Source organism: Streptomyces sp. NPDC090442 (assembly GCF_044769405.1).
In the GTDB taxonomy this organism is placed as follows: domain Bacteria; phylum Actinomycetota; class Actinomycetes; order Streptomycetales; family Streptomycetaceae; genus Streptomyces.
The window spans coordinates 18,808-37,903 of sequence record NZ_JBIVXW010000030.1; the positions used below are offsets into that span (position 1 = coordinate 18,808).

At 71.5% G+C, this 19,096-nt stretch carries 26 protein-coding genes; 17 read left to right on the forward strand and 9 right to left on the reverse strand.

Annotation, left to right across the window (positions count from 1 at the left end; genetic code table 11):
* Position 1 precedes the first annotated feature (1 nt).
* The 3 genes from ACIQU6_RS21595 (at position 2) to ACIQU6_RS21605 (ending at position 2,189) form a co-directional block, all read left to right on the forward strand.
* Positions 2 to 424, forward strand: a complete 423-nt coding sequence (locus ACIQU6_RS21595) for a rodlin (protein ID WP_403483277.1) — start codon at positions 2 to 4, stop codon at positions 422 to 424.
* A gap of 141 nt (positions 425 to 565) precedes the next feature.
* Positions 566 to 973, forward strand: a complete 408-nt coding sequence (locus tag ACIQU6_RS21600) for a hypothetical protein (RefSeq protein ID WP_403483278.1) — start codon at positions 566 to 568, stop codon at positions 971 to 973.
* Between the two features lie 370 nt (positions 974 to 1,343).
* Positions 1,344 to 2,189 carry a nitrilase-related carbon-nitrogen hydrolase gene (locus ACIQU6_RS21605; RefSeq protein ID WP_403483279.1) on the forward strand — a complete coding sequence of 282 codons (846 nt, stop codon included), beginning with the start codon at positions 1,344 to 1,346 and terminating at the stop codon, positions 2,187 to 2,189.
* Between the two features lie 19 nt (positions 2,190 to 2,208).
* On the opposite strand, the gene tatA is transcribed toward ACIQU6_RS21605, so the two are convergent.
* From tatA to rpmB, 3 genes are all read right to left on the reverse strand, one after another.
* Positions 2,209 to 2,430, reverse strand: a complete 222-nt coding sequence (gene tatA, locus ACIQU6_RS21610; protein ID WP_403483280.1) for a Sec-independent protein translocase subunit TatA — start codon at positions 2,428 to 2,430, stop codon at positions 2,209 to 2,211.
* Positions 2,431 to 2,539: 109 nt separating this feature from the next.
* Complete coding sequence (gene rpsN / locus ACIQU6_RS21615; RefSeq protein ID WP_403483281.1) at positions 2,540 to 2,845, reverse strand: 30S ribosomal protein S14; 306 nt, start codon at positions 2,843 to 2,845, stop codon at positions 2,540 to 2,542.
* Entirely contained in the window at positions 2,845 to 3,081 is a 237-nt protein-coding gene (rpmB, locus tag ACIQU6_RS21620; RefSeq protein ID WP_403483282.1) for a 50S ribosomal protein L28, read from the reverse strand. Before rpmB ends, rpsN begins: the two co-directional genes overlap by 1 nt.
* A 74-nt stretch (positions 3,082 to 3,155) precedes the next feature.
* Here rpmB and rpmG point away from each other — a divergent pair, with 74 nt between their 5' ends.
* The 7 genes from rpmG to ACIQU6_RS21655 all read left to right on the forward strand — a co-directional run bounded on the left by rpmG (position 3,156) and on the right by ACIQU6_RS21655 (position 6,405).
* A complete protein-coding gene (gene rpmG / locus ACIQU6_RS21625) occupies positions 3,156 to 3,320 on the forward strand; it encodes a 50S ribosomal protein L33 (RefSeq protein ID WP_030414947.1) in 165 nt (54 codons plus the stop codon).
* A 6-nt stretch (positions 3,321 to 3,326) separates the two neighbouring features.
* Positions 3,327 to 3,581 (forward strand): type B 50S ribosomal protein L31, encoded by a 255-nt coding sequence (locus tag ACIQU6_RS21630; RefSeq protein ID WP_403483283.1) that lies wholly within the window; start codon positions 3,327 to 3,329, stop codon positions 3,579 to 3,581.
* Positions 3,581 to 4,729: a GTP-binding protein gene (locus ACIQU6_RS21635; RefSeq protein WP_403483284.1), complete on the forward strand. Its 1,149-nt coding sequence runs from the start codon at positions 3,581 to 3,583 to the stop codon at positions 4,727 to 4,729. Before ACIQU6_RS21630 ends, ACIQU6_RS21635 begins: the two co-directional genes overlap by 1 nt.
* A 123-nt stretch (positions 4,730 to 4,852) precedes the next feature.
* The gene (rpsR, locus tag ACIQU6_RS21640) at positions 4,853 to 5,089 is read left to right on the forward strand and encodes a 30S ribosomal protein S18 (RefSeq protein ID WP_274914237.1); all 237 of its coding nucleotides are present in this window, start codon (positions 4,853 to 4,855) and stop codon (positions 5,087 to 5,089) included.
* Positions 5,090 to 5,198: 109 nt separating this feature from the next.
* Entirely contained in the window at positions 5,199 to 5,570 is a 372-nt protein-coding gene (locus ACIQU6_RS21645; protein ID WP_274914236.1) for a metalloregulator ArsR/SmtB family transcription factor, read from the forward strand.
* Positions 5,567 to 6,049, forward strand: coding sequence for an SRPBCC domain-containing protein (locus tag ACIQU6_RS21650; RefSeq protein ID WP_403483285.1), 483 nt, complete (start codon positions 5,567 to 5,569; stop codon positions 6,047 to 6,049). Before ACIQU6_RS21645 ends, ACIQU6_RS21650 begins: the two co-directional genes overlap by 4 nt.
* 116 nt (positions 6,050 to 6,165) lie before the next feature.
* Positions 6,166 to 6,405, forward strand: a complete 240-nt coding sequence (locus tag ACIQU6_RS21655) for a DUF397 domain-containing protein (protein WP_274914233.1) — start codon at positions 6,166 to 6,168, stop codon at positions 6,403 to 6,405.
* A gap of 83 nt (positions 6,406 to 6,488) precedes the next feature.
* Here ACIQU6_RS21655 and ACIQU6_RS21660 read toward each other — a convergent pair whose 3' ends face one another.
* Positions 6,489 to 6,998, reverse strand: a complete 510-nt coding sequence (locus tag ACIQU6_RS21660) for an ATP-binding protein (protein WP_403483286.1) — start codon at positions 6,996 to 6,998, stop codon at positions 6,489 to 6,491.
* A gap of 316 nt (positions 6,999 to 7,314) precedes the next feature.
* Between ACIQU6_RS21660 and ACIQU6_RS21665 the strand changes: the two genes are divergently transcribed.
* The 4 genes from ACIQU6_RS21665 (at position 7,315) to ACIQU6_RS21680 (ending at position 11,102) form a co-directional block, all read left to right on the forward strand.
* Complete coding sequence (locus ACIQU6_RS21665; protein ID WP_403483287.1) at positions 7,315 to 8,178, forward strand: helix-turn-helix domain-containing protein; 864 nt, start codon at positions 7,315 to 7,317, stop codon at positions 8,176 to 8,178.
* Between the two features lie 65 nt (positions 8,179 to 8,243).
* A complete protein-coding gene (locus ACIQU6_RS21670) occupies positions 8,244 to 9,701 on the forward strand; it encodes an aldehyde dehydrogenase family protein (RefSeq protein ID WP_403483288.1) in 1,458 nt (485 codons plus the stop codon).
* 144 nt (positions 9,702 to 9,845) lie between these two features.
* Positions 9,846 to 10,394, forward strand: a complete 549-nt coding sequence (locus tag ACIQU6_RS21675; RefSeq protein WP_403483289.1) for a DinB family protein — start codon at positions 9,846 to 9,848, stop codon at positions 10,392 to 10,394.
* A gap of 75 nt (positions 10,395 to 10,469) precedes the next feature.
* Positions 10,470 to 11,102 carry a PadR family transcriptional regulator gene (locus tag ACIQU6_RS21680; protein WP_403483290.1) on the forward strand — a complete coding sequence of 211 codons (633 nt, stop codon included), beginning with the start codon at positions 10,470 to 10,472 and terminating at the stop codon, positions 11,100 to 11,102.
* 24 nt (positions 11,103 to 11,126) lie between these two features.
* On the opposite strand, the gene ACIQU6_RS21685 is transcribed toward ACIQU6_RS21680, so the two are convergent.
* The 3 genes from ACIQU6_RS21685 to leuE form a co-directional block, all read right to left on the reverse strand.
* Positions 11,127 to 12,539 carry a glutamate decarboxylase gene (locus ACIQU6_RS21685; protein ID WP_403483291.1) on the reverse strand — a complete coding sequence of 471 codons (1,413 nt, stop codon included), beginning with the start codon at positions 12,537 to 12,539 and terminating at the stop codon, positions 11,127 to 11,129.
* Between the two features lie 16 nt (positions 12,540 to 12,555).
* The gene (gene wrbA / locus ACIQU6_RS21690) at positions 12,556 to 13,179 is read right to left on the reverse strand and encodes an NAD(P)H:quinone oxidoreductase (protein WP_403483292.1); all 624 of its coding nucleotides are present in this window, start codon (positions 13,177 to 13,179) and stop codon (positions 12,556 to 12,558) included.
* A gap of 133 nt (positions 13,180 to 13,312) precedes the next feature.
* Positions 13,313 to 14,002, reverse strand: coding sequence for a leucine efflux protein LeuE (gene leuE / locus ACIQU6_RS21695; protein ID WP_403483293.1), 690 nt, complete (start codon positions 14,000 to 14,002; stop codon positions 13,313 to 13,315).
* A 121-nt stretch (positions 14,003 to 14,123) separates the two neighbouring features.
* On the opposite strand from leuE, the gene ACIQU6_RS21700 reads away from it, so the two are divergent.
* The gene (locus ACIQU6_RS21700) at positions 14,124 to 14,882 is read left to right on the forward strand and encodes a MerR family transcriptional regulator (protein WP_403483294.1); all 759 of its coding nucleotides are present in this window, start codon (positions 14,124 to 14,126) and stop codon (positions 14,880 to 14,882) included.
* 33 nt (positions 14,883 to 14,915) lie between these two features.
* Here the strand turns inward: ACIQU6_RS21700 and ACIQU6_RS21705 are convergent, their stop codons facing one another.
* A complete protein-coding gene (locus ACIQU6_RS21705; protein ID WP_403483295.1) occupies positions 14,916 to 15,284 on the reverse strand; it encodes a YbjQ family protein in 369 nt (122 codons plus the stop codon).
* A 298-nt stretch (positions 15,285 to 15,582) separates the two neighbouring features.
* On the opposite strand from ACIQU6_RS21705, the gene ACIQU6_RS21710 reads away from it, so the two are divergent.
* On the forward strand, positions 15,583 to 16,284 hold the full coding sequence (locus ACIQU6_RS21710; protein WP_403483296.1) for a DedA family protein: 702 nt from the start codon (positions 15,583 to 15,585) through the stop codon (positions 16,282 to 16,284).
* 476 nt (positions 16,285 to 16,760) lie between these two features.
* The gene (locus ACIQU6_RS21715) at positions 16,761 to 18,446 is read left to right on the forward strand and encodes a threonine/serine exporter ThrE family protein (RefSeq protein WP_403483297.1); all 1,686 of its coding nucleotides are present in this window, start codon (positions 16,761 to 16,763) and stop codon (positions 18,444 to 18,446) included.
* A 133-nt stretch (positions 18,447 to 18,579) separates the two neighbouring features.
* On the opposite strand, the gene ACIQU6_RS21720 is transcribed toward ACIQU6_RS21715, so the two are convergent.
* The gene (locus ACIQU6_RS21720; RefSeq protein WP_016570635.1) at positions 18,580 to 19,071 is read right to left on the reverse strand and encodes an inorganic diphosphatase; all 492 of its coding nucleotides are present in this window, start codon (positions 19,069 to 19,071) and stop codon (positions 18,580 to 18,582) included.
* Positions 19,072 to 19,096 lie beyond the last annotated feature (25 nt).

Below are 19,096 nucleotides of genomic sequence, written 5' to 3' on the forward strand. Positions count from 1 at the left end.
GATGAAGAAGATGATGGCGGCTGCGACGGTCGCGGTTTCGCTCGTCGGGATTTCGGCCGCGGCGGCTCCAGAGGCCCTGGCGACCGGCAACAGGCACGGCACCGGCACCGGCACCAGCAGCGTCAACGGCAACGGTTCGAAGTCCGTGTACGGCAACTCCACCACGCACGGCAAGCTCAGCACCCAGCTCGGGCTGACCAGCGGCACCCTGAACGACTTCTGCGTCGGGCTTCCGGCGAAGGGTGACCTCCAGTCCGTGTTCGCCGGGGTCAACGTCGGCGTCCAGGACATCCCGGTCCTGTCCTCGCTGCAGAACCAGCAGTGCGCCAAGAACTCGACGCAGGCCAAGGGCGACGAGGCGCTGTCGCACATCCTGTCCCACATCCCGATCGTCTCGGCCAACGGCGTCAAGAACCGCCGCTGACGGCCATCGGCCTCGGCCGATTCACCGCTTGCGGTACCGGGCGGCCGGCGCGCGCTTGCGCTGCCGGCCGCCCGGTCGTGCGAGCGCCACGGGGGGCGCGGGCCCAACGCCCGTCGCTTGATGACTGCGGAGCGAGGAGACATGCGACAGAGCCTGAAGACCTGCGTGCTCGTGGCGGCGACGTCAACCGTGCTGGGGGTGGGCGCCGGTCCGGTGTTCGCGGACGCCGGCGCGGTGGCCCGGCCGCCGTTGGCCGCCCCGCTGCAGGTCGCGGAGCGCGGGGCCCCCGCGGCGCCGCACCGGGCCGCTGCGGAGCCGCGTCGGAAGCCGCGGCCGGCCCCGCCCGCGCGGGGCGCCCAGCAGGGCGCGCAGGCGCGTCCCGGGCGCGAGCCGCGGATGAGGGAGGTGGCGCGGGCCGGGAAGTCGGCGGGGGAGGCGCTGCTGGCGTCCAGCGGGGCGGAGCGGCTGGGGCTGGTGGCCGGCGTGGGTGGCGGGCTGCTGCTCGGCGGAGCGGTGCTGTTGCGCCGGGCCCGTAAGCGTCGGGTGTGACCGCCGGCCCCGAGGGCCGGCGGTGTCCTTGCGGACTGCTCGCCCCCGATCCGTCAGAGGCGCCCTAAGGGGTGGTGGCCGGCCGAGCGGATGCGGTGGGCCGCTCGGCCGGCCTCCCGGTCGGGGCGGCGCCGTGCGCGCCGGCGGCCCGACCGTGGCCGTCGTGCGGCACGGCCGGGCGGCGCTGCGGCTGGGAGCAGCCCGGGGGCACGACGGATCGTGCGGATCAACGCGTGATGATGGCGCTCGGCACGGGGAGGATCGTTCTTTCGCTCGTTGGTGGGATGGGTCTTAACGGGATCTTTGGGGAAGAATCTGGAGAAAGGCCGTAAAGCCTATGAGGCGTAAGTAATCTAGGGGGAGTGGGGCCATGCTCATCGCGCTGGCACAGACGGACTGCGTGCTGGGGGACGTGCCGGAGAACCTCCGGATCGCTCGGGAGCAGATCGAGCAGGCGGCGGCGCACGGCGCGGATCTCGTGGTGTTCCCCGAACTCAGCCTGCACGGCTACCACTTGGGGGCGTTGAAGCGGGACGAGTCTATCGAGGTGAGCGATCCCCGGTTGCGGGAGTTGAGCACCTTGGGGCCGGACGTGCTGGTGGGCTTCCACGAGCACACCAGTCTGCGCGCGTACAACACGTCCGCGTACTACGGGGACGGTGCGCTGCTGCATGCGCACCGCAAGCTCTACCTGCCCAACTACCTGGCCTGGGAGGAGCGCAAGCACGTCAGCCCGGGGCAGTCGCTGCGCGCGTACGACCTGTCGAAGTCCCCGAACCGGGGGCGGGGGGCGACGCTGGTGTGCAACGACGCCTGGCAGCCGGTGCTGCCGTGGTTGGCGGTGCAGGACGGGGCCGAGGTGCTGTTCGTGCCGACCAACAGTGCGGCGAGCCTGGACCCGGAGGCGATGGACACCGGGCTGTACTGGGACACCCTGCTGTCCTACACGGCGCGGATGCTGCAGTGCTGGGTGGTCTTCGTCAACAGGGTCGGCAACGAGCACGGGGCCGCGTTCTGGGGCGGCTCGCGGGTGGTGGACCCGCGGGGTGCGGTGGTGGCGCAGGCGCCCAAGTGGGAGCCGGCGCTGGTCACCGTGGAGATCGATCCGTCCGAGGCGCGCCGGCAGCGGCGCGCGGTGCCGCTGGTCGCGGAGGCCCGGCTGGGGTTGGTCGACCGCGAGGTGCGGCGGCTGATCGACGAGGGCGGCGACAGCTGAGCGGCCGGGGCCGGCCGGGTCAGCGGCCGGCGGGCTGCTCGTTGGGGGTGGCGGGAGCGGCGGCCGGGGCGGTGGCCTCGGCGGTGCGCTCGTCCTTGAGGGCCTTGGCCTCCGACTTGAGGATGCGCATCGAGCGGCCGAGGCCGCGCGCCATGTCGGGGAGCTTCTTGGATCCGAAGACCAGGACGAGGGCGACCACGATCAGGATGAGGTGCCAAGGCTCCAGGGCGTTGCGCAGCATGGGCGCTCTCGCTTTCGTCGGGGTGCCTGCGGAGGTCCGTCCAGTATGACCCGAGCCTCCCGGCCGCCCGCCCCAGGGGTCGCGCCCGGGGCGGGCGGCCGGGCGACGGCTACCAGCTCGACTTGGTGACGCCCGGCAGATAGCCCTTGTGGGCCTGGTCGCGCAGGTTGACCCGGGAGAGGCCGAAGGCGCGGAAGTAGCCGCGCGGGCGGCCGTCGACGCTGTCGCGGTTGCGGACCCGGGTGGCGCTGGCGTCCCGCGGCTGGCGGGCGAGCTCCTGTTGGGCCGCGACGCGCTCCTCGTCGGAGGCGCGCGGGTCGCGGATGACGGCCTTGAGGGCGGCCCGGCGGGCGGCGTAGCGGGCGACCGTGGCGCGGCGCCGCTCGTTCTTGGCGATCTTGCTCTTCTTTGCCATCAGACCTTCTCTCCTCGGGCGCGGATGCGGGCGACGGCGGCCTCGATGCCGATCGCGTCGACGGTCTTGATCGCCTTGGCGCTCAGGGTCAGCCGGACGTGGCGGCCCTCGCTCGGGAGCCAGTAGCGCTTGCGGTGGACGTTGGGGTCGAAGCGGCGCGGGGTGCGCCGGTGCGAGTGGGAGACGGTCTTGCCGAAGCCCGGCTTGCGGCCGGTCAGTTGGCAGTGGGCGGACACGGTGCGGTGCCTCCGGTGGTCGGGGCCTCTGGGGCCTTATTGAAAATGGAAACCATTTACGTATACTACCCGGCATGGCCCGCAACGAACTACGCCCGGTCGTCAAGCTCCGGTCCACCGCCGGCACCGGCTACACCTACGTGACCCGCAAGAACCGCCGTAACGACCCCGACCGCCTGCAACTGCGCAAGTACGACCCGGTCGCCGGTCGGCACGTCACCTTCCGAGAGGAGCGCTGAGGTCCGATGCAGCACGGAATCCACCCCCCGTACGGGCCCGTCGTCTTCCGCGACCGGGCCGGGGACTTCGCCTTCCTGACCCGCTCGACGATGACGAGCGACAGGACGATCGAGTGGGAGGACGGCAACACCTATCCCGTCGTCGACGTCGAGATCTCCTCGGCGAGTCACCCCTTCTACACGGGCACCGCCCGGGTGCTGGACACCGCCGGCCGGGTCGAGCGGTTCGAGCGCCGGTACGGCAAGCGCGGGGCCCGCTGATGGAGCGGCTGAGCGTCGTGCTGGTGGGCGGGTTGCACGCGGACGCCCGGCGGGCCGTCGTCGAGCGGCTGCTGCGGACCGTCCCCGGCAGCGTCGCCCTCCACCACGACCTGGCCCCGGCGGCCGACGGCACGGTGCGCCGCACCGTCCGGGACGCCGGCGGCATGCTGGACACCGGCGAGGCGCCGCTGGTCAACGACTGCGCCTGCTGTGCGCTGCGCGAGGACCTCGTCCCCGAGCTGGAGCGGCTGGCCGCGGGACGGACCTGCCGGCTGGCGATCGTCGAGCTGTGGGACTCGGTCGAGCCGAAGGCGATGGCCGAGGTGGTCACGGCGTGCGGGAGCGCGCGGCTGGCGCTGACCGGGGTGCTGACGGCGGTCGATCCGGCGCTGCTGCTCCCCTACCTCGCCAACGGCGACGACCTGGCCGAGGCCGGCCTGGCGGCCGCCGCCTCCGACCAGCGCACGGTCGCCGACACCTGGGCGCGCCAACTGGAGTACCCCTCGGTGCTGGCGCTGGCGGCGGGGGAGGAGGCCGCGGACGAGGCCGACCGCGCGCTGCTGGCGCAGCTCCACCCGATGGCCCGCCAAGTGGCCGTGGACTCCCCGGAGTTGGCCGCCGTCGCGAGGGCCGGCTTCGACGTGGAGGCGGCCGCGCTGCGGCAGCACCCGGCCTGCGCGCTGCTGCCGCAGGAGGCCGACGCGGCCGGCGTGGCCACCTACGTCTGGCGCGGCGGCCGGCCCTTCCATCCCGGGCGGCTCTACGCGGCCCTGGAGGACCTGACCTGTGCGGCGGCGCGCAGCCGGGGCCGCTTCTGGCTGGCCGACCGGCCGGACACGCTGCTGTCCTGGGACGCCGCGGGCGGGGCGCTGTGCGTGGAGAACGCCGGGCCGTGGCTGGCCGCGCTGCCGGACGCGGCCTGGGAGATGGTGCCGCCGATGCGCCGGGCCGCCGCCGCGCTGGACTGGCACCCCGAGCACGGGGACCGCGGCCAGCACCTGGTCTTCACCTCGCCCGGACTGGACCGCGACGGGCTGCGCGACCTGTTGGAGTCCTGCCTGCTCACCGACGCCGAGTACGCCGGCGGGCCGGTGGCCTGGAAGAGCCTGCCACCCGCCTTCGACGAGCTGCTCGACCCCGTGTCCTGACGCCCCACCCCGGGCCGCCACCCGCTGGCCCGCCGTTGCGCGCCAACTCCCCCGTGAACCGGCCGACTTCCCGCCCGGAACCGGCCCTTCCCCTCCCGTAGTACCCGTAGAAGGAAGCCCGTCATGCCCCGTCGCCACGACCCGCGCCGCAAGGCCGGGCCGCGTCCCAACCCGCTGGACGCGGCCGGCATCACCTACATCGATTACAAGGACACCGACCTGCTGCGGAAGTTCATCTCGGACCGCGGCAAGATCCGCAGCCGCCGGGTGACCCGGGTGACCTCGCAGCAGCAGCGGCAGTTGGCCCGCGCGATCAAGAACGCCCGCGAGATGGCGCTGCTGCCGTACTCCTCGCGGTGAGCTGAAGCCTCGCGAGGGGGCGCCCCCGGCAGCCGGCGTCACCCCTCGCGACCAGTAGGAGTTTCCCTACGTTTGACATGTAGGGAAACTCCTACCTATTTTTGCGGGTGTGAACGCCACTCCCGTACCGCCGCGCGCCGTCCTGTCCGAACCGGACCAGGACCGGGTCTTCGCGGCGCTCGCCAACGCCACCCGGCGCGAGGTGCTCCGCCTGCTGCGCGACGACGGACCGCAACCCGTCCAGCGGCTGGCCGAGCACTTCGCGATGAGCCGGCCGAGCCTGTCCGAGCACCTGAAGGTGTTGCGGCAGGCCGGTCTGGTGAGCGAGCAGCGGGCCGGCCGGCAGCGGATCTACCGCCTGGAGGCGGCGCCGCTGAGCGAGGTGCAGGACTGGCTCGGACCCTACGAGCGGTTCTGGCGCGCGAAGTTGGCGGGCCTGGCCGAGCTGCTCGACCGCATCCCCCACGAAGAGGCGCAATGAACACCCACGGCTTCCCGGCCCCCGACGACGACCCGGCGGACGCGACGACACTTCGCGTCGACCACTTCCTGCCGCACCCTCCCGCCAAGGTCTGGCGGGCGCTGACCGAGCCGGAGTTGCTCGCCCAGTGGATGATGCCCGGCGATTTCCGGCTGGCGATCGGCCACCGCTACGAGATGCGGACGCTGCCCCGACCGAACAGCAACTTCTCCGGCACGGTCGTCGCCGAGGTCGTCGACTTCGAGGCCGAGCGGATGCTGCGGCTGCGCTGGCGGGACGCCGACGAGGGGCAGGGCAACCTCGCCGACTGGACCCTCACCTGGACCTTGGAACCCGAAGGACGCGGCACGCGTCTCTTCCTCGTCCACGAGGGCTTCGACCCCGACGACCCGTACCAGGTGCAGGCGCACCGCATCATGGGCGGCGGCTGGCGGTCGATTGTGACGGATGCTTTGGGGAAGGTGCTCAACAAAATGTGACCGACCCGGCACCCGCTGTCGTGCACGTGCATCTGCGCATGCATCGGCATGTGAACGCAGCTATGATCCCGGGCAGTTGACACCGTTACCGCCGCGTACACCACCGGGAGAGCCCTGTGCCCCACGCATACAACGGCATGGCCGCAACGGATCTCCGGGACGTGCGCTGGCAGAAGAGCCAGCACAGCAACTCCCAGGGGTCCTGCGTGGAGTTCGCGAAGCTGCCCGGCGGCGACATCGCGGTCCGCAACTCCCGCTTCCCGGACGGCCCGGCGCTGGTCTACACGCCGGCCGAGGTCGAGGCGATGCTACTGGGCGTGAAGGACGGGGAGTTCGACCACCTGGTGCGCGACTGAGCGCGCGAGAACGGGCGCCCGCCGTGTGGCGGGCGCCCGTTGTGTCGGGGGCGGGGTCCGGCGCGGTCCGCGCCGGGCCGGTGTCACGGCAGCCGGAAGAGGGCCCACACGATCTTGCCGGGGCGGCCTCCGGGGAGCCGGTGCCACCCCCAACTGTCGCTGAAGGAGTCCACCAGGTAGAGCCCGCGGCCCGATTCGTCGGCGGAGTCCGCCTCGCCGGCCTCCGGCGAGGCGTCGCTGGGGTCCCGCACCGCACAGACGAGCCGGGAGGACCAGCGCATCAGGTGGAGCCGGGCGGGCAGGCCGACCTCCGCGAAGCCGGTGCCGAACCCGGGGTGTTCCGGGGCGGCGAGGACCGCGTGCCGCAGGGCGTTGGTGACGAGTTCGGAGACCACCAGGCCGACGCCGTCGAAGAGCTCCCCCAGGCCCCAGCCGGTGAGCGTCTCGCGGGTGAACTTCCGGGCGCCGCCGACGGATTCGTAGCGGGGCGGGAGCGGGCAGGACGCGGAACCGGAGGCGGCCAAGGGGTCGACGGGAGGGAAGCCCTGCCATAACGGCTCGAAATCGAGCATGGTCGAAACCTTGGTCCCCATGCGAGGCACTCCTGGCGTTCGCGGACGTCATGACCCAGGCCGGTCAGCCGGGGGATCTGGCGGATCTTTCACGAGCGTGCATGCGTGCGACGCCCATGGTTCCCAATGCGTAGGTCAGATGCAAGGGCAGATGCACGTGCAGCTGACGTGATTGTGTGGGGCTGGCCGCATAAGCGCCGTATTCTTCCTGTGTTTTCTTGTGGAGGGCTTGCGGGAGCCGCACATATCAGTAACCACATGAGCACTGAATGAAGCCTGGACATGGCAGACTGCGCCCCACTGTTGGACGGGGTGGGGTCACAGGAGGGTCAGAGAGGTGTCCGCAAGTGAGTCGGGCGGGTCGGTGGTGCGGCGGATCCTGCTCGGATCCCAGCTCCGTCGGCTGCGTGAGTCGCGCGGGATAACCCGTGAAGCGGCCGGCTACTCGATCCGTGCGTCCGAATCGAAGATCAGCCGCATGGAGTTGGGCAGGGTGAGCTTCAAGGCACGCGATGTCGCAGATCTCCTCACGCTCTACGGCGTGAACGACGAGCGGGAGCGGGAGGCGCTGCTCGCACTGGCCAAGGAGGCGAACGTCGCGGGCTGGTGGCACAGTTACAGCGACGTGCTCCCCGGATGGTTCCAGACGTATGTGGGCCTGGAGGGGGCCGCGTCCCAAATCCGCGTCTACGAGGTGCAGTTCGTCCACGGGCTGCTGCAGACCGAGGAGTACGCGCACGCGGTGGTCTCGCGCGGCATGCAGGGCGCGTCGGCGGCCGACGTCCAGCGCCGGGTGGCGCTGCGCCAGGAGCGGCAGAAGCTGCTGATATCGGAGCGGGCGCCCCAGCTGCACTGCGTCCTCGACGAGGCCGCGTTGCGCCGCCCGTACGGCGGACGGGCCGTGATGCGGGGGCAGTTGAAGCATCTGATCGACGTCTCGGAGCAGCCCAACGTGCGGCTCCAGGTGATGCCGTTCAACTTCGGCGGGCACGCGGGGGAGAGCGGGTCGTTCACCATGCTGCGCTTCCCGGAGTCCGACCTGTCCGACGTGGTCTATCTGGAGCAGCTCACCAGCGCCCTCTATGTGGACAAGGCGGAGGAGGTCGCCCAGTACGAGCGGGCGATGGAGCAGCTTCAGGAGGACAGTCCGAACCCCTCGGAGACGCGGGATCTCCTGCGGGGACTCCTCCAACTCACGTGACCCGGCAGTAGGATGACGCTGGATCAGCCCCCCCGCAGAGCAGTGCCGCACAGAGTAGGGATGCCATGTCCTTCTTCGCAGACCTGGCCTACCAGTTCATCGACGGTGAGTGGCGGGCCGGCAGTGGCTCGTGGGACATCATCGATTTCAACCCCTACGACCAGGAGAAGCTGGCGTCGATCACGGTCGCCGGCGTGGACCAGGTCGATGCGGCCTACCGCGCTGCCCAACGGGCGCAGCGGGACTGGGCGTTGCGGAGCCCCTACGACCGGCGGCAGGTCACCGAGCGGCTGCTGCGCCTGATCGAGGAGCACGAGGACGAGATCGTCGAGGCGCTCGTCCTGGAGCTGGGCGGCACCCGGGTCAAGGCGCAGTACGAGGTCGGGCTCGCCAAGGAGTTCGTCCGCGAGGCGATCCAGCTCGCGCTGCGGCCGCAGGGCCGGATCCTCCCCTCGCCGGTGGACGGCAAGGAGAACCGCGTCTACACCCGGCCGGTCGGGGTGATCGGGGTGATCAGCCCGTTCAACTTCCCGTTCCTGATCTCGATGAAGTCCGTGGCGCCGGCGCTGGCGCTGGGCAACGCCGTGGTCGTCAAGCCCAACCAGAACACCCCCATCACCGGCGGCGGGTTGATCGCCAAGCTGTTCCAGGACGCGGGGCTGCCGGCCGGGCTGCTCAACGTCCTGGTCACCGACATCGCGGAGATCGGGGACGCGCTGATCGAGCACCCGGTGCCCCGGGTGATCTCGTTCGCGGGGTCGGACAAGGTCGGCCGGCACGTCGCGGCGGTCAGCGCCGGGCACTTCAAGCGGGTGATCCTCGAACTCAGCGGCAACAGCGCGCTGATCGTGATGGACGACGCCGACGTCGACTACGCGGTGGACGCCGCGGTCTTCAGCCGCTTCGTCTACCAGGGCCAGGTCTGCATGGCCGCCAACAAGGTGCTGCTGGACCGCGCGGTGGAGGCCGAGTTCACCGAGAAGTTCGTGGCCAGGGTGGCGGCGCTGCGGACCGGCGATCCGCGCGATCCGCGCACCCAGATCGGCCCGCTCATCAACACCTTCCAGGCGGAGTCGCTGACCTCGCTGGTCGACCGGGCCGTCGCCGAGGGGGCCACCGCGCTGCTGCGCGGCCGTACGGAGGGCAATCTCGTCGAGCCGACCGTGCTGGCCGGGCTGCCGACGGACTCCGCCCTGCACGGCCAGGAGCTGTTCGGGCCGGTGGCGCTGCTGGTGCCGTTCGACGGCGAGGACGAGGCGGTGCGGATAGCCAACGACACCCCCTACGGGCTCAGCGGGGCGGTGCACACCGCCGATGTGGAGCGCGGGGCGCGGATCGCCCAGCGGATAGAGACCGGGATGATCCACGTCAACGACGGGACGGTGCACGACGAGCCGCAAGTGGCCTTCGGCGGCGAGAAGTTCTCCGGGATCGGGCGGCTGAACGGCGAGTCCACGGTCGAGGCGTTCACGACCCAGAAGTGGCTGTCGATCCAGCACGGGCGGTCGGAGTTCCCGCTGTAGCCGGCCCGGAATGGGGGACCCGTGGATCTAGGACACCTTCCGTCCTAGGCGGTCCGTAGCGTGCCGGGTGTCGGAAGGCGGCCGGGTACTTCGGTACCGGCCCACCGCGACGTCCGAGCGGCCGACGCTACGAAAGGTGATCCCATGCCCACTTTTGTCCCCGCCGAGACCCCCGGCGACGAGCGCGGCGCGCTGCTGGCCTTCCTGGAGGCGCAGCGCGGCGGGGTGCGGCGGGCGGCCCTCGGGCTGACCGACGAGCAGGCCAGGCAGCGGCCCAGCGCCAGCGAGTTGTCGGTGGGCGGGCTGGTCAAGCACCTCGCGGAGGTCGAGCAGCGCTGGGTGGAGATGGCGCAGGGGCGGGAACCCGCCATCCCGCGCGATCAGGGCAACTGGCACCTGAGCTTCCAGCTCCGGGACGGCGAGACCGTCGCGGGGATGCTGGCGTTCTGGGACGAGGTCGCGGTCGCCACCGAGAAGTTCGTCCGCTCCGTGCCGAGCCTCGACGACACCTTCGCGCTGCCCGAGGCCCCGTGGTACCCCAAGGACGCCCGGCAGTCGATGCGTTGGCTGCTGCTGCACCTGATCGAGGAGACCGCCCGGCACGCGGGCCACGCCGACGTCGTCCGGGAATCCCTGGACGGCGCGACGGCCTTCGCGCTGGTGGACCGGGAGCGGGCGGCCCGGGAGGGGTGACCGGCGGCCCCGGCGGCCGGCGGCCTAGGCTGGCGGCAGGGCGCGTGCGCGAGGCGCTCCCGGATTGGGGTGACGATGTCGGCGATCCGGCTGCTGGTGCTGGGGGCCGTGCGGCAGCACGGTCGGGCGCACGGCTATCAGATCCGCAACGACCTGGAGTTCTGGGGCGCGCACGAGTGGTCCAACGCCAAGCCCGGGTCGATCTACCACGCGCTGAAGCAACTGGCGAAGCAGGGACTGCTGCACGCCCACGACGTGGCGCCCAGCACCGCCGGCGGCCCGCCGCGCACCGAGTACGAGCTGACGCCCGAGGGCGAGGCGGAGTACTTCGCGCTGCTGCGCGCGGCGCTGTCCCAGCGTGACCCGAGGACCGACCTGATGAGCGCCGGGATCGGCTTCATGGTGGACCTGCCGCGGGACGAGGCGGTGGCGCTGCTCAAGGAGCGGGTGCGGGCCCTGACGGAGTGGCGGGCCACCGTCACCTCGTCCTACCTGCCCGAGGAGGGGCCCGGACAGCTCGGTCACATCGGCGAGATCATGCGGATGTGGGTGCACGGCTCGGACAGCGGCGCGGCCTGGACGCGCGGGCTGATCGAGCGGATCGAGGGCGGGGCGTACGTCTTCGCGGGCGAGGGGGAGCCGTTCGTCGGCGTGCTCGCGGAGGGTCAGCACAACCCGTACGCGACGGGGGACACGGACGGGGACTGAGGGCCGGCGGGGGCCCGCGGGGCGTCAGTGGTGGAAGGCCGTGGCGATGTTCTCGGGGCGGCCCAACGGGCTGCTCTGGCGGCGGAGTTCGGTGAGCAGTTGCTCCAGGTCGGCCATGAAGAGGTCGGCGAGGTCCATGGAGAAGCCGTTGCGGCAGACCACCCGGAGCACCGACAGGTCCTGGCGGTCGGGCGGGAAGGTGTAGGCGGGGATCAGCCAGCCGCGCTCCTTCATCCGCCGGGACACGTCGAAGACGTCGAAGGCGGTGACGCCGTCGGCGGTGGTGAAGGCGAAGACCGGCAACTGGTCGCCGCGGGTCAGCAGCCGGAAGTCGCCCAGCGCCGCGATCCGTTCGGCCAGCGAGCGGGCCACGTCGCGGGTGGCCTGCTGGACGGCGCGGTAGCCCTCCCGGCCCAGCCGCAGGAAGGTGTAGTACTGGGCGGCGACCTGGGCGCCGGGGCGGGAGAAGTTGAGGGCGAAGGTGGGCATCTCGCCGCCCAGGTAGTTGACCCGGAAGATCAACTCCTCGGGGAGTGCGTCCTGGTCGCGCCACAGGGCCCAGCCGACGCCGGGGTAGACCAGGCCGTACTTGTGGCCGGAGGTGTTGATCGAGGCCACCCGGGGCAGCCGGAAGTCCCACACCAGCTCGGGGTCGAGGAACGGGGCGATCATGGCGCCGGACGCGCCGTCCACGTGGACCGGGACGTCCAGGCCGGTGCGCTCCCGAAGCGCGTCGAGCGCCCCGCAGATCTCCGCCACCGGCTCGTAGGAGCCGTCGAAGGTGGACCCGAGGACGGCGACGACGCCGATGGTGTTCTCGTCGCAGAGCGCGACCGCCCGCTCCGCGTCGAGGTGGAACCGCTCGCCCTCCATGGGGACCTGGCGCGCCTCCACCTCCCAGAAGTTGCAGAACTTCTCCCAGCAGACCTGGACGTTGGCGCCCATGACGAGGTTGGGGCGGGCGGCGGCGGGATAGCGGTCCCGGTTGCGGGCGGCCCAGCGGCGCTTGAGGGCCAGGCCGGCGAGCATGCACGCCTCGCTGGAGCCGGTGGTGGAGCAGCCGATGGCGCTGCTCGGGTCGGGCGCGTGCCACAGGTCGGCGAGCATCGCCACGCAGCGCCGCTCCAGTTCGGCGGTGCGCGGGTACTCGTCCTTGTCGATCATGTTCTTGTCCCGGCACTCCGCCAGCAGGACGTCGGCCTGCGGCTCCATCCACGTGGTGACGAAGGTCGCGAGGTTGAGCCGGGCGTTGCCGTCCAGCATCAGCTCGTCGTGGACGAACTGGTAGGCGGCGCGCGGCGAGAGCGGGCCGTCGGGGAGGGTGCGCCGCGGCGGCTCGGTGTCCATCCCGGCGACCGGGTCGGCCTCCCCGTAGAAGGGGTTGACGGCGTGGGTGCGCCGGCGGTCGCGGTCCAAGGCGCCTTTGTGGAGCGTCATCTGCTGCGGCCCTCTCTCAACTCGCGGCGTGCAGGCCGGCTTTGACGGCCTTGGCGAACTTCACCACGCGCTCCGCCTGGACGCGGGCGGCGGTGCGGGCGGGGGCGTCGACGGCGGTGTCCGGGCCGCCGACGTGCGAAGTGCCGTACGGATTGCCGTCGGTGAACTTCGCCGGGTCCGTGTAACCGGGGGCGATGAGGATGCCGCCGAAGTGGTGGACGGTGTGGTAGAGCGCCAGGAGGGTGGACTCCTGGCCGCCGTGCCGGGTGGCGGAGGCGGTGAAGCCGCTGTAGACCTTGTCGGCCAGCCGGCCCTGCTGCCAGAGGCCGCCCAGGGTGTCCAGGAACTGCTTGAGCTGGGAGGCCACGTTGCCGAAGCGGGTGGGGGAGCCCAGCAGCACCGCGTCCGCCCAGAGCACGTCGTCGTGGGTCGCCTCCAGGATGTCCGCGGTGGCGGTGACGTTGGCCGCCCAGGCGGGGTTGGCGTCGATGGCGGACTGCGGGGCGAGTTCGGCGACCCGGCGCAGCCGCACGTCGGCGCCGGCGTGCTCGGCGGCGTCGGCGAGCAGTCGGGCCAACTCGGCGACGGTGCCGGTCGACGAGTAGTAGATGACGGCGACGTTGACGTCGTGCACGGGCATGGGCGCACCTCCTGGAACCCGACAATAGGGGTATAAGGGGTGGCCGGCCTCCAGGGTTCGTCCAGTGGAAGCGCGAGCGGGCCGGGCCCCTCGGACCCGGCCCGCTCGGGGCGTCGACGCCGCTTTCGTCCCGTCAGCCCGCGCTGGCCAGCGACAGCTTCGCGGCGAAGCCGAGGAAGGCGGCGCCGGCGCCCGCGGACAGCCCGGCCGTCAGCCGCTTGCGGCGGCGGAAGGTCGCCGCCAGGTACGTCCCGCCGAAGATCAGCAGCGACAGATAGCTGAGGCTGAACAACTGCGCCCAGGCGCCCAGCGCCAGGAACGACAGCACCGGGTGCGGGTAGGAGGGGTCGACGAACTGCACGAAGAAGGAGATGAAGAACAGGATCGCCTTCGGGTTGAGCAGACTGACCACCAGCGCCCGGCGGAACGGCCGTTCGGCGGCCGCCTTGGGCGCCGCGTCCGTCGCCCCGTCCGCCGGCCCGGTGGCCTGCTCCCGCAGGGCCTTGCGGGACGCCCGGCCGCCGCGCCACAGCGACCAGGCGCCGCGCAGCATCCCGACGGCCAGCCAGGTCAGATAGCCCGCGCCGGCGAACTTCACGACGTCGAACAGCACCGGGCTGGCCTTCAGCAGCGAGGCCACGCCGCCCGCGGACAGCGTCATCAGCACCGTGTCGCCGCACACCACGCCCGCCGCGGCCCGGTACGCGACCCGGCGGCCGCGCCGGGCGGCCACCGAGACGACGTACAGCGAATTCGGTCCCGGCAGCAGGATGATCAGGGCGAGGCCCGCCAGATACGTGGGCAGATCCGTTATTCCGAGCATGCGCGGAGGATCTCACCCGCCGATCGACCGCCTCATCGGCTTTTCACCATCCGGACTTGCACCTCACGCGGCGTGAGGACCCATCGTGAAGCGCGTACCGACGACCGACGAGGGAGCGGAAGTGAGTTATTCGGTGGGCCAGGTCGCCGATGTCGCCGGAGTCACGGTGCGCACCCTGCACCACTACGACGAGATCGGGCTGTTGGTCCCCGGCGAACGCAGCCGCGCCGGTCACCGGCGCTACGGCGACGCCGACCTGGACCGGCTCCAACAGATCCTGTTCTACCGGGAACTGGGCTTTCCGCTCGACGAGGTGGCGGCCCTCCTCGACGACCCGGGCGCGGACCCGCAGGAACACCTGCGGCGCCAGCACGAGCTGCTGAGCACGCGGATCGAGAAGCTCCGGCGGATGGCCGCCGCCGTCGAACACGCAATGGAGGCAGGCAGGATGAACGTACGGCTCACCCCGGAGGAGAAGTTCGAGGTCTTCGGCGACTTCGACCCCGACGCGCACGCCGCGGAGGCGGAGCGGCGCTGGGGCGGCACCGACCCCTACAAGGAGTCGCAGCGCCGGACCGCCGCGTACACCAAGGAGGACTGGCAGCGGCTGAAGGCGGAGTTCGACGCCATCCACCGGAAGATGGCGGAGCTGCTCGCGCGGGGCGTCCCGGCGGAGTCCGAGGCGGCGATGGACGTCGCCGAGGAACACCGGCGGTTCATCGGCCGCGGCTACTACGAGTGCAGCTACGAGATCCACACCGGGCTCGGCGAGATGTACGTCGCGGACGAGCGGTTCACCGCCACCTACGAGGCGATCCGGCCGGGGCTGGCGGTCTACCTGCGGGACGCGATGCTGGCGAACGCCATGCGGAACGCGTGACGGCGCGCAGCGTGGCGGCGGGGGCGTCGGGGGTCAGCCCTGGGGTTCCAGGACCACAGCCGTGCCGTAGGCGCAGACCTCCGTGCCGACGTCCGCGGCCTCGGTGACGTCGAAGCGGAACATCAGGACCGCGTTGGCGCCGCGCGAGCGGGCCTGTTCCACCAGCCGCTCCATGGCCTGGTTGCGGGTCTGGACGAGGGTCTTGGTGAGCCCGCGCAGCTCACCGCCGATCATCGACTTCAGGCCCGCGCCGATCTGGCTGCCGAGGTGCCGGGAGCGGACGGTGAGGCCGAAGACCTCGCCGACCACCTGCTTCACGTGAAAACCCGGTACGTCGTTGGTCGTCACGACCAGGACGTCCGACTGCGCCAGTTGTCCGCCGCCGTACTCCTCGATGCCCATGGCCCGTACCTTCCTGTCGTTGCGGCCAGGATCACCCGGGGTGGTGGGGGCGGCCAGCGGTCGGGAGCGGTCGGGTGGGGCGCCGGTGCGGGGTGGTCGGGAGTGGCCGGGGTAGGGGCGGTGGGGGTGGCCCGGGCCGGTGTCGGGCCCGGGGCATGGGGCCGGTGCCCGGAGGCGCGGCTGGAACCACGACACGTCATAGTGCGTTGATAGCTTTGGGCCGCACACTGCGCCTGCCCCTGCTTCCGCTCGTCGCACCGCGCGAGCCGGGCGCCCTCGACCCAGGAGCCTTCACCCCGTGGATACTCTCGCGCTCGGTCCCCAGTGGCTGAACTCGGACTTCTTGATCGCGAATTTCGGCCTGATCGGCGTCCTGCTCATCGTCTTCGCGGAGTCCGGGCTGCTGATCGGCTTCTTCCTGCCGGGCGACTCGCTGCTGTTCACCACCGGGCTGATGGTGACGGCGAACAAGCTCGACAAGCCGCTGTGGCTGGTGTGCGTGCTGATCGTGCTGGCGGCCGTGCTGGGTGACCAGGCCGGCTATCTCTTCGGGCGGAAGGTCGGGCCGTCGCTCTTCAAGCGGCCCGACTCCCGGTTGTTCAAGCAGGAGAACGTGGAGAAGGCGCACGCCTTCTTCGAGAAGCACGGCCCCAAGTCGTTGATCCTGGCCCGTTTCGTGCCGATCGTGCGGACGTTCACGCCGATCATCGCGGGCGTGAGCGGGATGAACTACCGCTCCTTCATCACCTTCAACATCATCGGGGGGACGTTGTGGGGGGCCGGGGTGACGCTGCTCGGCGCCGCGCTGGGCAACGTCGAGTTCGTGCACAAGAACATCGAGTTGATCCTCGTGGCGATCGTGCTGATCTCCGTGGTGCCGGTGGTCATCGAGTTCCTGCGGGCGCGGAACAAGGCGAAGAAGACGCCGGCGGGTGCGGCGGCCGAGGCGCCGGCGGGCGCGGCACGGCCGCAGGGCCGGGGGCGGCACGCCAAGCGGTGACGCTGCGCCGGGCCCGTGAGGATGTGGGCCCGGCGTTCTTTCTTTTCTGAACTTCCCGACGCCGGGGCGTGGGCGGGGCGTCCGGCTTGGTTGTTTGCCTGCGACTTGGTGGGGGCGGGCGTGCTGCGGGTTCCCCTCCGGCCCGCTCCGTTTTCGACTCCCGCCGGTGGGTCCGGTCCAGCCGTCTGCTGACTGTCGGCGTGCGCCGTTGCCGGCTTCCCGTCGTGGGCCGTCCGTCGAGTTCGTATGCGCTCCGGCTACATGTCCCGTACGTCTCGGGGTACGCGGAGGCCGTTCGGCGAGTGTCCATCGATAGAAGGACTTTGGGCGGGGCGATGGCTGTGGGGGCCCGGGCGGACGGCTCTGCGGGGGAGCCGGAAACGGGGGAGGGGCCCCGGGGGAGCGCGGTGTCCCGGGATACGGCATCGTGTGCATGACCCGTCGGCAGGAGGCGTAGGAACGAGGAGCGGAGAGACGTGGCGTCGGACTCACCACGCAGCAACGGCAACGGCACCTCGGAGGAGGAGCGCAAGCCGCAACCGGACGAGGTGCGCAGCGCCTTCACCCCGCCGCTGGGCGTTCCGTTGCCACCGCCGCCGGAGGAGGAGCACCCCACTTCGGAGTTCGCGCTGCCGGAGGGGCTGCTGCCGGAGGCGCCGGTCGAACCCGAGGGGTCGGCGTTCGCGCGGCCGGGGAGCACCACCGGGCAGACGCTGTTGCCGGCGTTCACGCCGCCGCACGGCATCCCGGTGCTCAGCCTGACCAAGGAAGCGCCCTGGCAGGACCGGATGCGCACCATGCTGCGGATGCCGATCCACGAGCGGCCGGTCCCCGAGCGCGTCGAACGCGTCGAGGAGGAGGGCGGCGGCCCCGCCGTCCCCCGCGTCCTGGACCTGACGCTGCGTATCGGCGAGATCCTGCTGGCCGGCGGCGAGGGCGCCGAGGACGTCGAGGCGGCGATGTTCGGCGTCGCGCACGCCTACGGGCTGGAGCGGGTCGAACCGACCGTCACCTTCACCCTGCTGTCGATCTCGTACCAGCCGTCGCTGATCGACGATCCGCTCACCGCCAGCCGGACGGTGCGGCGGCGCGGGGTGGACTACACCCGGCTCTCGGCGGTCTTCCGACTGGTCGACGAGATCACGTCGGAAGGGATCAGCCTGGAGGAGGCGTACCGCGGGCTGGCGGAGATACGCCGCAATCGGCACCCGTATCCGAGCTGGGCGCTGACGGTGGCCTCGGGGCTGCTGTCCGGCGCGGCCTCCATGCTGGTCGGCGGTGGGCTGCTGGTGTTCGTCGCGGCGGCGATCGGCTCGATGCTCGGCGACCGGCTGGCCTGGTTGGCGTCGGGGCGCGGGCTGCCGGAGTTCTACCAGTTCGTGGTCGCGGCGATGCCGCCGGCCGCGATCGGGCTGGCCTTCGGGCTGGCCCACTCCAACGTGCAGTTCTCCGCGGTCATCACCGGTGGGCTGTTCGCGCTGATCCCGGGGCGGGCGCTGGTCGCCAGCGTCCAGGACGGGCTGACCGGCTACTACATCACCGCCTCCGCGCGACTGCTGGAGGTCGGCTACCTGATCGTCGGCATCGTCGTCGGCGTGCTGTCCGTGCTCTACGTCGGGCTCCAGGCCGACCCCGGCCTCCAACGGCTCCACCCGCAGCAGGCGTTGCAGGTCTACAACGAGCCGGTGGTGCAGATCGTGGCGTCGATGCTGCTGGCGCTGGCGTTCTGCGTGCTGCTCCAACAGGAGCGCCACACCGTGGCGTTCGCGACCATAAACGGCGGGGTCGCATGGGTGGTGTACGGGGTGCTGACCTTCCGGGCCGGCTTCAACGCGGTGCCCTCCACCGCCATCGCCGCCGGACTCGTCGGCCTCTTCGGCCAGTTGCTCTCCCGGTACCGCTACGCCTCGGCGCTGCCCTACGTGACGGCGGCGATCGGGCCGCTGCTCCCCGGTAGCGCGACCTACTTCGGGCTGCTCAATTTCGCCCAGGGCAACCTGCTGGAGGGCTTCTCGTCGCTGATCAAGGCCGCCTCGCTGGCGCTGGCGATCGCCGTCGGGGTCAACCTCGGTGGTGAGGTCGCCCGGCTGTTCCTGCGGGCGCCCGGGATCACCGAGGCGGCCGGCGGGCGCCGCGCGGCCAAACGGACCCGAGGGTTCTAGCCCGACCCGCGACACGCACGACGGGCGGCCCCCATCTGGGGGCCGCCCGTTCGCGTACGAAAATCAGAGCGCGCCCGCGGGTGCGCGGGGCTCCGGAGAACCCCGCCCGCCCGCCGGATCGGCTCCGGTCGGGTCAGTGCCCGCCCTGCGCCTCGAAGCGCTTGTAGGAGCGCTCGATCTCGGCCTCGGCGTCGGTGCGACCGACCCAGTTGGCGCCCTCGACGGACTTGCCGGGCTCCAGGTCCTTGTAGACCTCGAAGAAGTGCTGGATCTCCAGGCGGTCGAACTCCGAGACGTGGTGGATGTCCCGGAGGTGCTCGACGCGCGGGTCCGAGGCGGGGACGCACAGCAGCTTGTCGTCGCCGCCGGCCTCGTCCGTCATGCGGAACATGCCGATGGCGCGGCACTTGATGAGGCAGCCGGGGAAGGTCGGCTCGTCCAGGATGACCAGCGCGTCCAACGGGTCGCCGTCCTCGCCGAGGGTGTCCTCGACGAAGCCGTAGTCGGCCGGGTAGCTGGTCGAGGTGAAGAGTCGACGGTCCAGGCGGATCCGACCGGTCTCGTGGTCCACCTCGTACTTGTTCCGCGAACCCTTCGGGATCTCGATGGTGACGTCGAACTCCACGGGTGGCTCCTCCATGATCAACACA

What these genes read in the sequence shown, in the direction of transcription:
- ACIQU6_RS21595 (WP_403483277.1), top strand. Translation starts at nt 2, where the DNA reads ATGAAGAAGATGATGGCGGCTGCGACGGTCGCGGTTTCGCTCGTCGGG.
- ACIQU6_RS21600 (WP_403483278.1), top strand. Translation starts at nt 566, where the DNA reads ATGCGACAGAGCCTGAAGACCTGCGTGCTCGTGGCGGCGACGTCAACC.
- ACIQU6_RS21605 (WP_403483279.1), top strand. Translation starts at nt 1,344, where the DNA reads ATGCTCATCGCGCTGGCACAGACGGACTGCGTGCTGGGGGACGTGCCG.
- tatA (WP_403483280.1), bottom strand. Translation starts at nt 2,430, where the DNA reads ATGCTGCGCAACGCCCTGGAGCCTTGGCACCTCATCCTGATCGTGGTC.
- rpsN (WP_403483281.1), bottom strand. Translation starts at nt 2,845, where the DNA reads ATGGCAAAGAAGAGCAAGATCGCCAAGAACGAGCGGCGCCGCGCCACG.
- rpmG (WP_030414947.1), top strand. Translation starts at nt 3,156, where the DNA reads ATGGCCCGCAACGAACTACGCCCGGTCGTCAAGCTCCGGTCCACCGCC.
- ACIQU6_RS21630 (WP_403483283.1), top strand. Translation starts at nt 3,327, where the DNA reads ATGCAGCACGGAATCCACCCCCCGTACGGGCCCGTCGTCTTCCGCGAC.
- ACIQU6_RS21635 (WP_403483284.1), top strand. Translation starts at nt 3,581, where the DNA reads ATGGAGCGGCTGAGCGTCGTGCTGGTGGGCGGGTTGCACGCGGACGCC.
- rpsR (WP_274914237.1), top strand. Translation starts at nt 4,853, where the DNA reads ATGCCCCGTCGCCACGACCCGCGCCGCAAGGCCGGGCCGCGTCCCAAC.
- ACIQU6_RS21650 (WP_403483285.1), top strand. Translation starts at nt 5,567, where the DNA reads ATGAACACCCACGGCTTCCCGGCCCCCGACGACGACCCGGCGGACGCG.
- ACIQU6_RS21660 (WP_403483286.1), bottom strand. Translation starts at nt 6,998, where the DNA reads ATGGGGACCAAGGTTTCGACCATGCTCGATTTCGAGCCGTTATGGCAG.
- ACIQU6_RS21670 (WP_403483288.1), top strand. Translation starts at nt 8,244, where the DNA reads ATGTCCTTCTTCGCAGACCTGGCCTACCAGTTCATCGACGGTGAGTGG.
- ACIQU6_RS21675 (WP_403483289.1), top strand. Translation starts at nt 9,846, where the DNA reads ATGCCCACTTTTGTCCCCGCCGAGACCCCCGGCGACGAGCGCGGCGCG.
- ACIQU6_RS21680 (WP_403483290.1), top strand. Translation starts at nt 10,470, where the DNA reads ATGTCGGCGATCCGGCTGCTGGTGCTGGGGGCCGTGCGGCAGCACGGT.
- ACIQU6_RS21685 (WP_403483291.1), bottom strand. Translation starts at nt 12,539, where the DNA reads ATGACGCTCCACAAAGGCGCCTTGGACCGCGACCGCCGGCGCACCCAC.
- wrbA (WP_403483292.1), bottom strand. Translation starts at nt 13,179, where the DNA reads ATGCCCGTGCACGACGTCAACGTCGCCGTCATCTACTACTCGTCGACC.
- leuE (WP_403483293.1), bottom strand. Translation starts at nt 14,002, where the DNA reads ATGCTCGGAATAACGGATCTGCCCACGTATCTGGCGGGCCTCGCCCTG.
- ACIQU6_RS21705 (WP_403483295.1), bottom strand. Translation starts at nt 15,284, where the DNA reads ATGGGCATCGAGGAGTACGGCGGCGGACAACTGGCGCAGTCGGACGTC.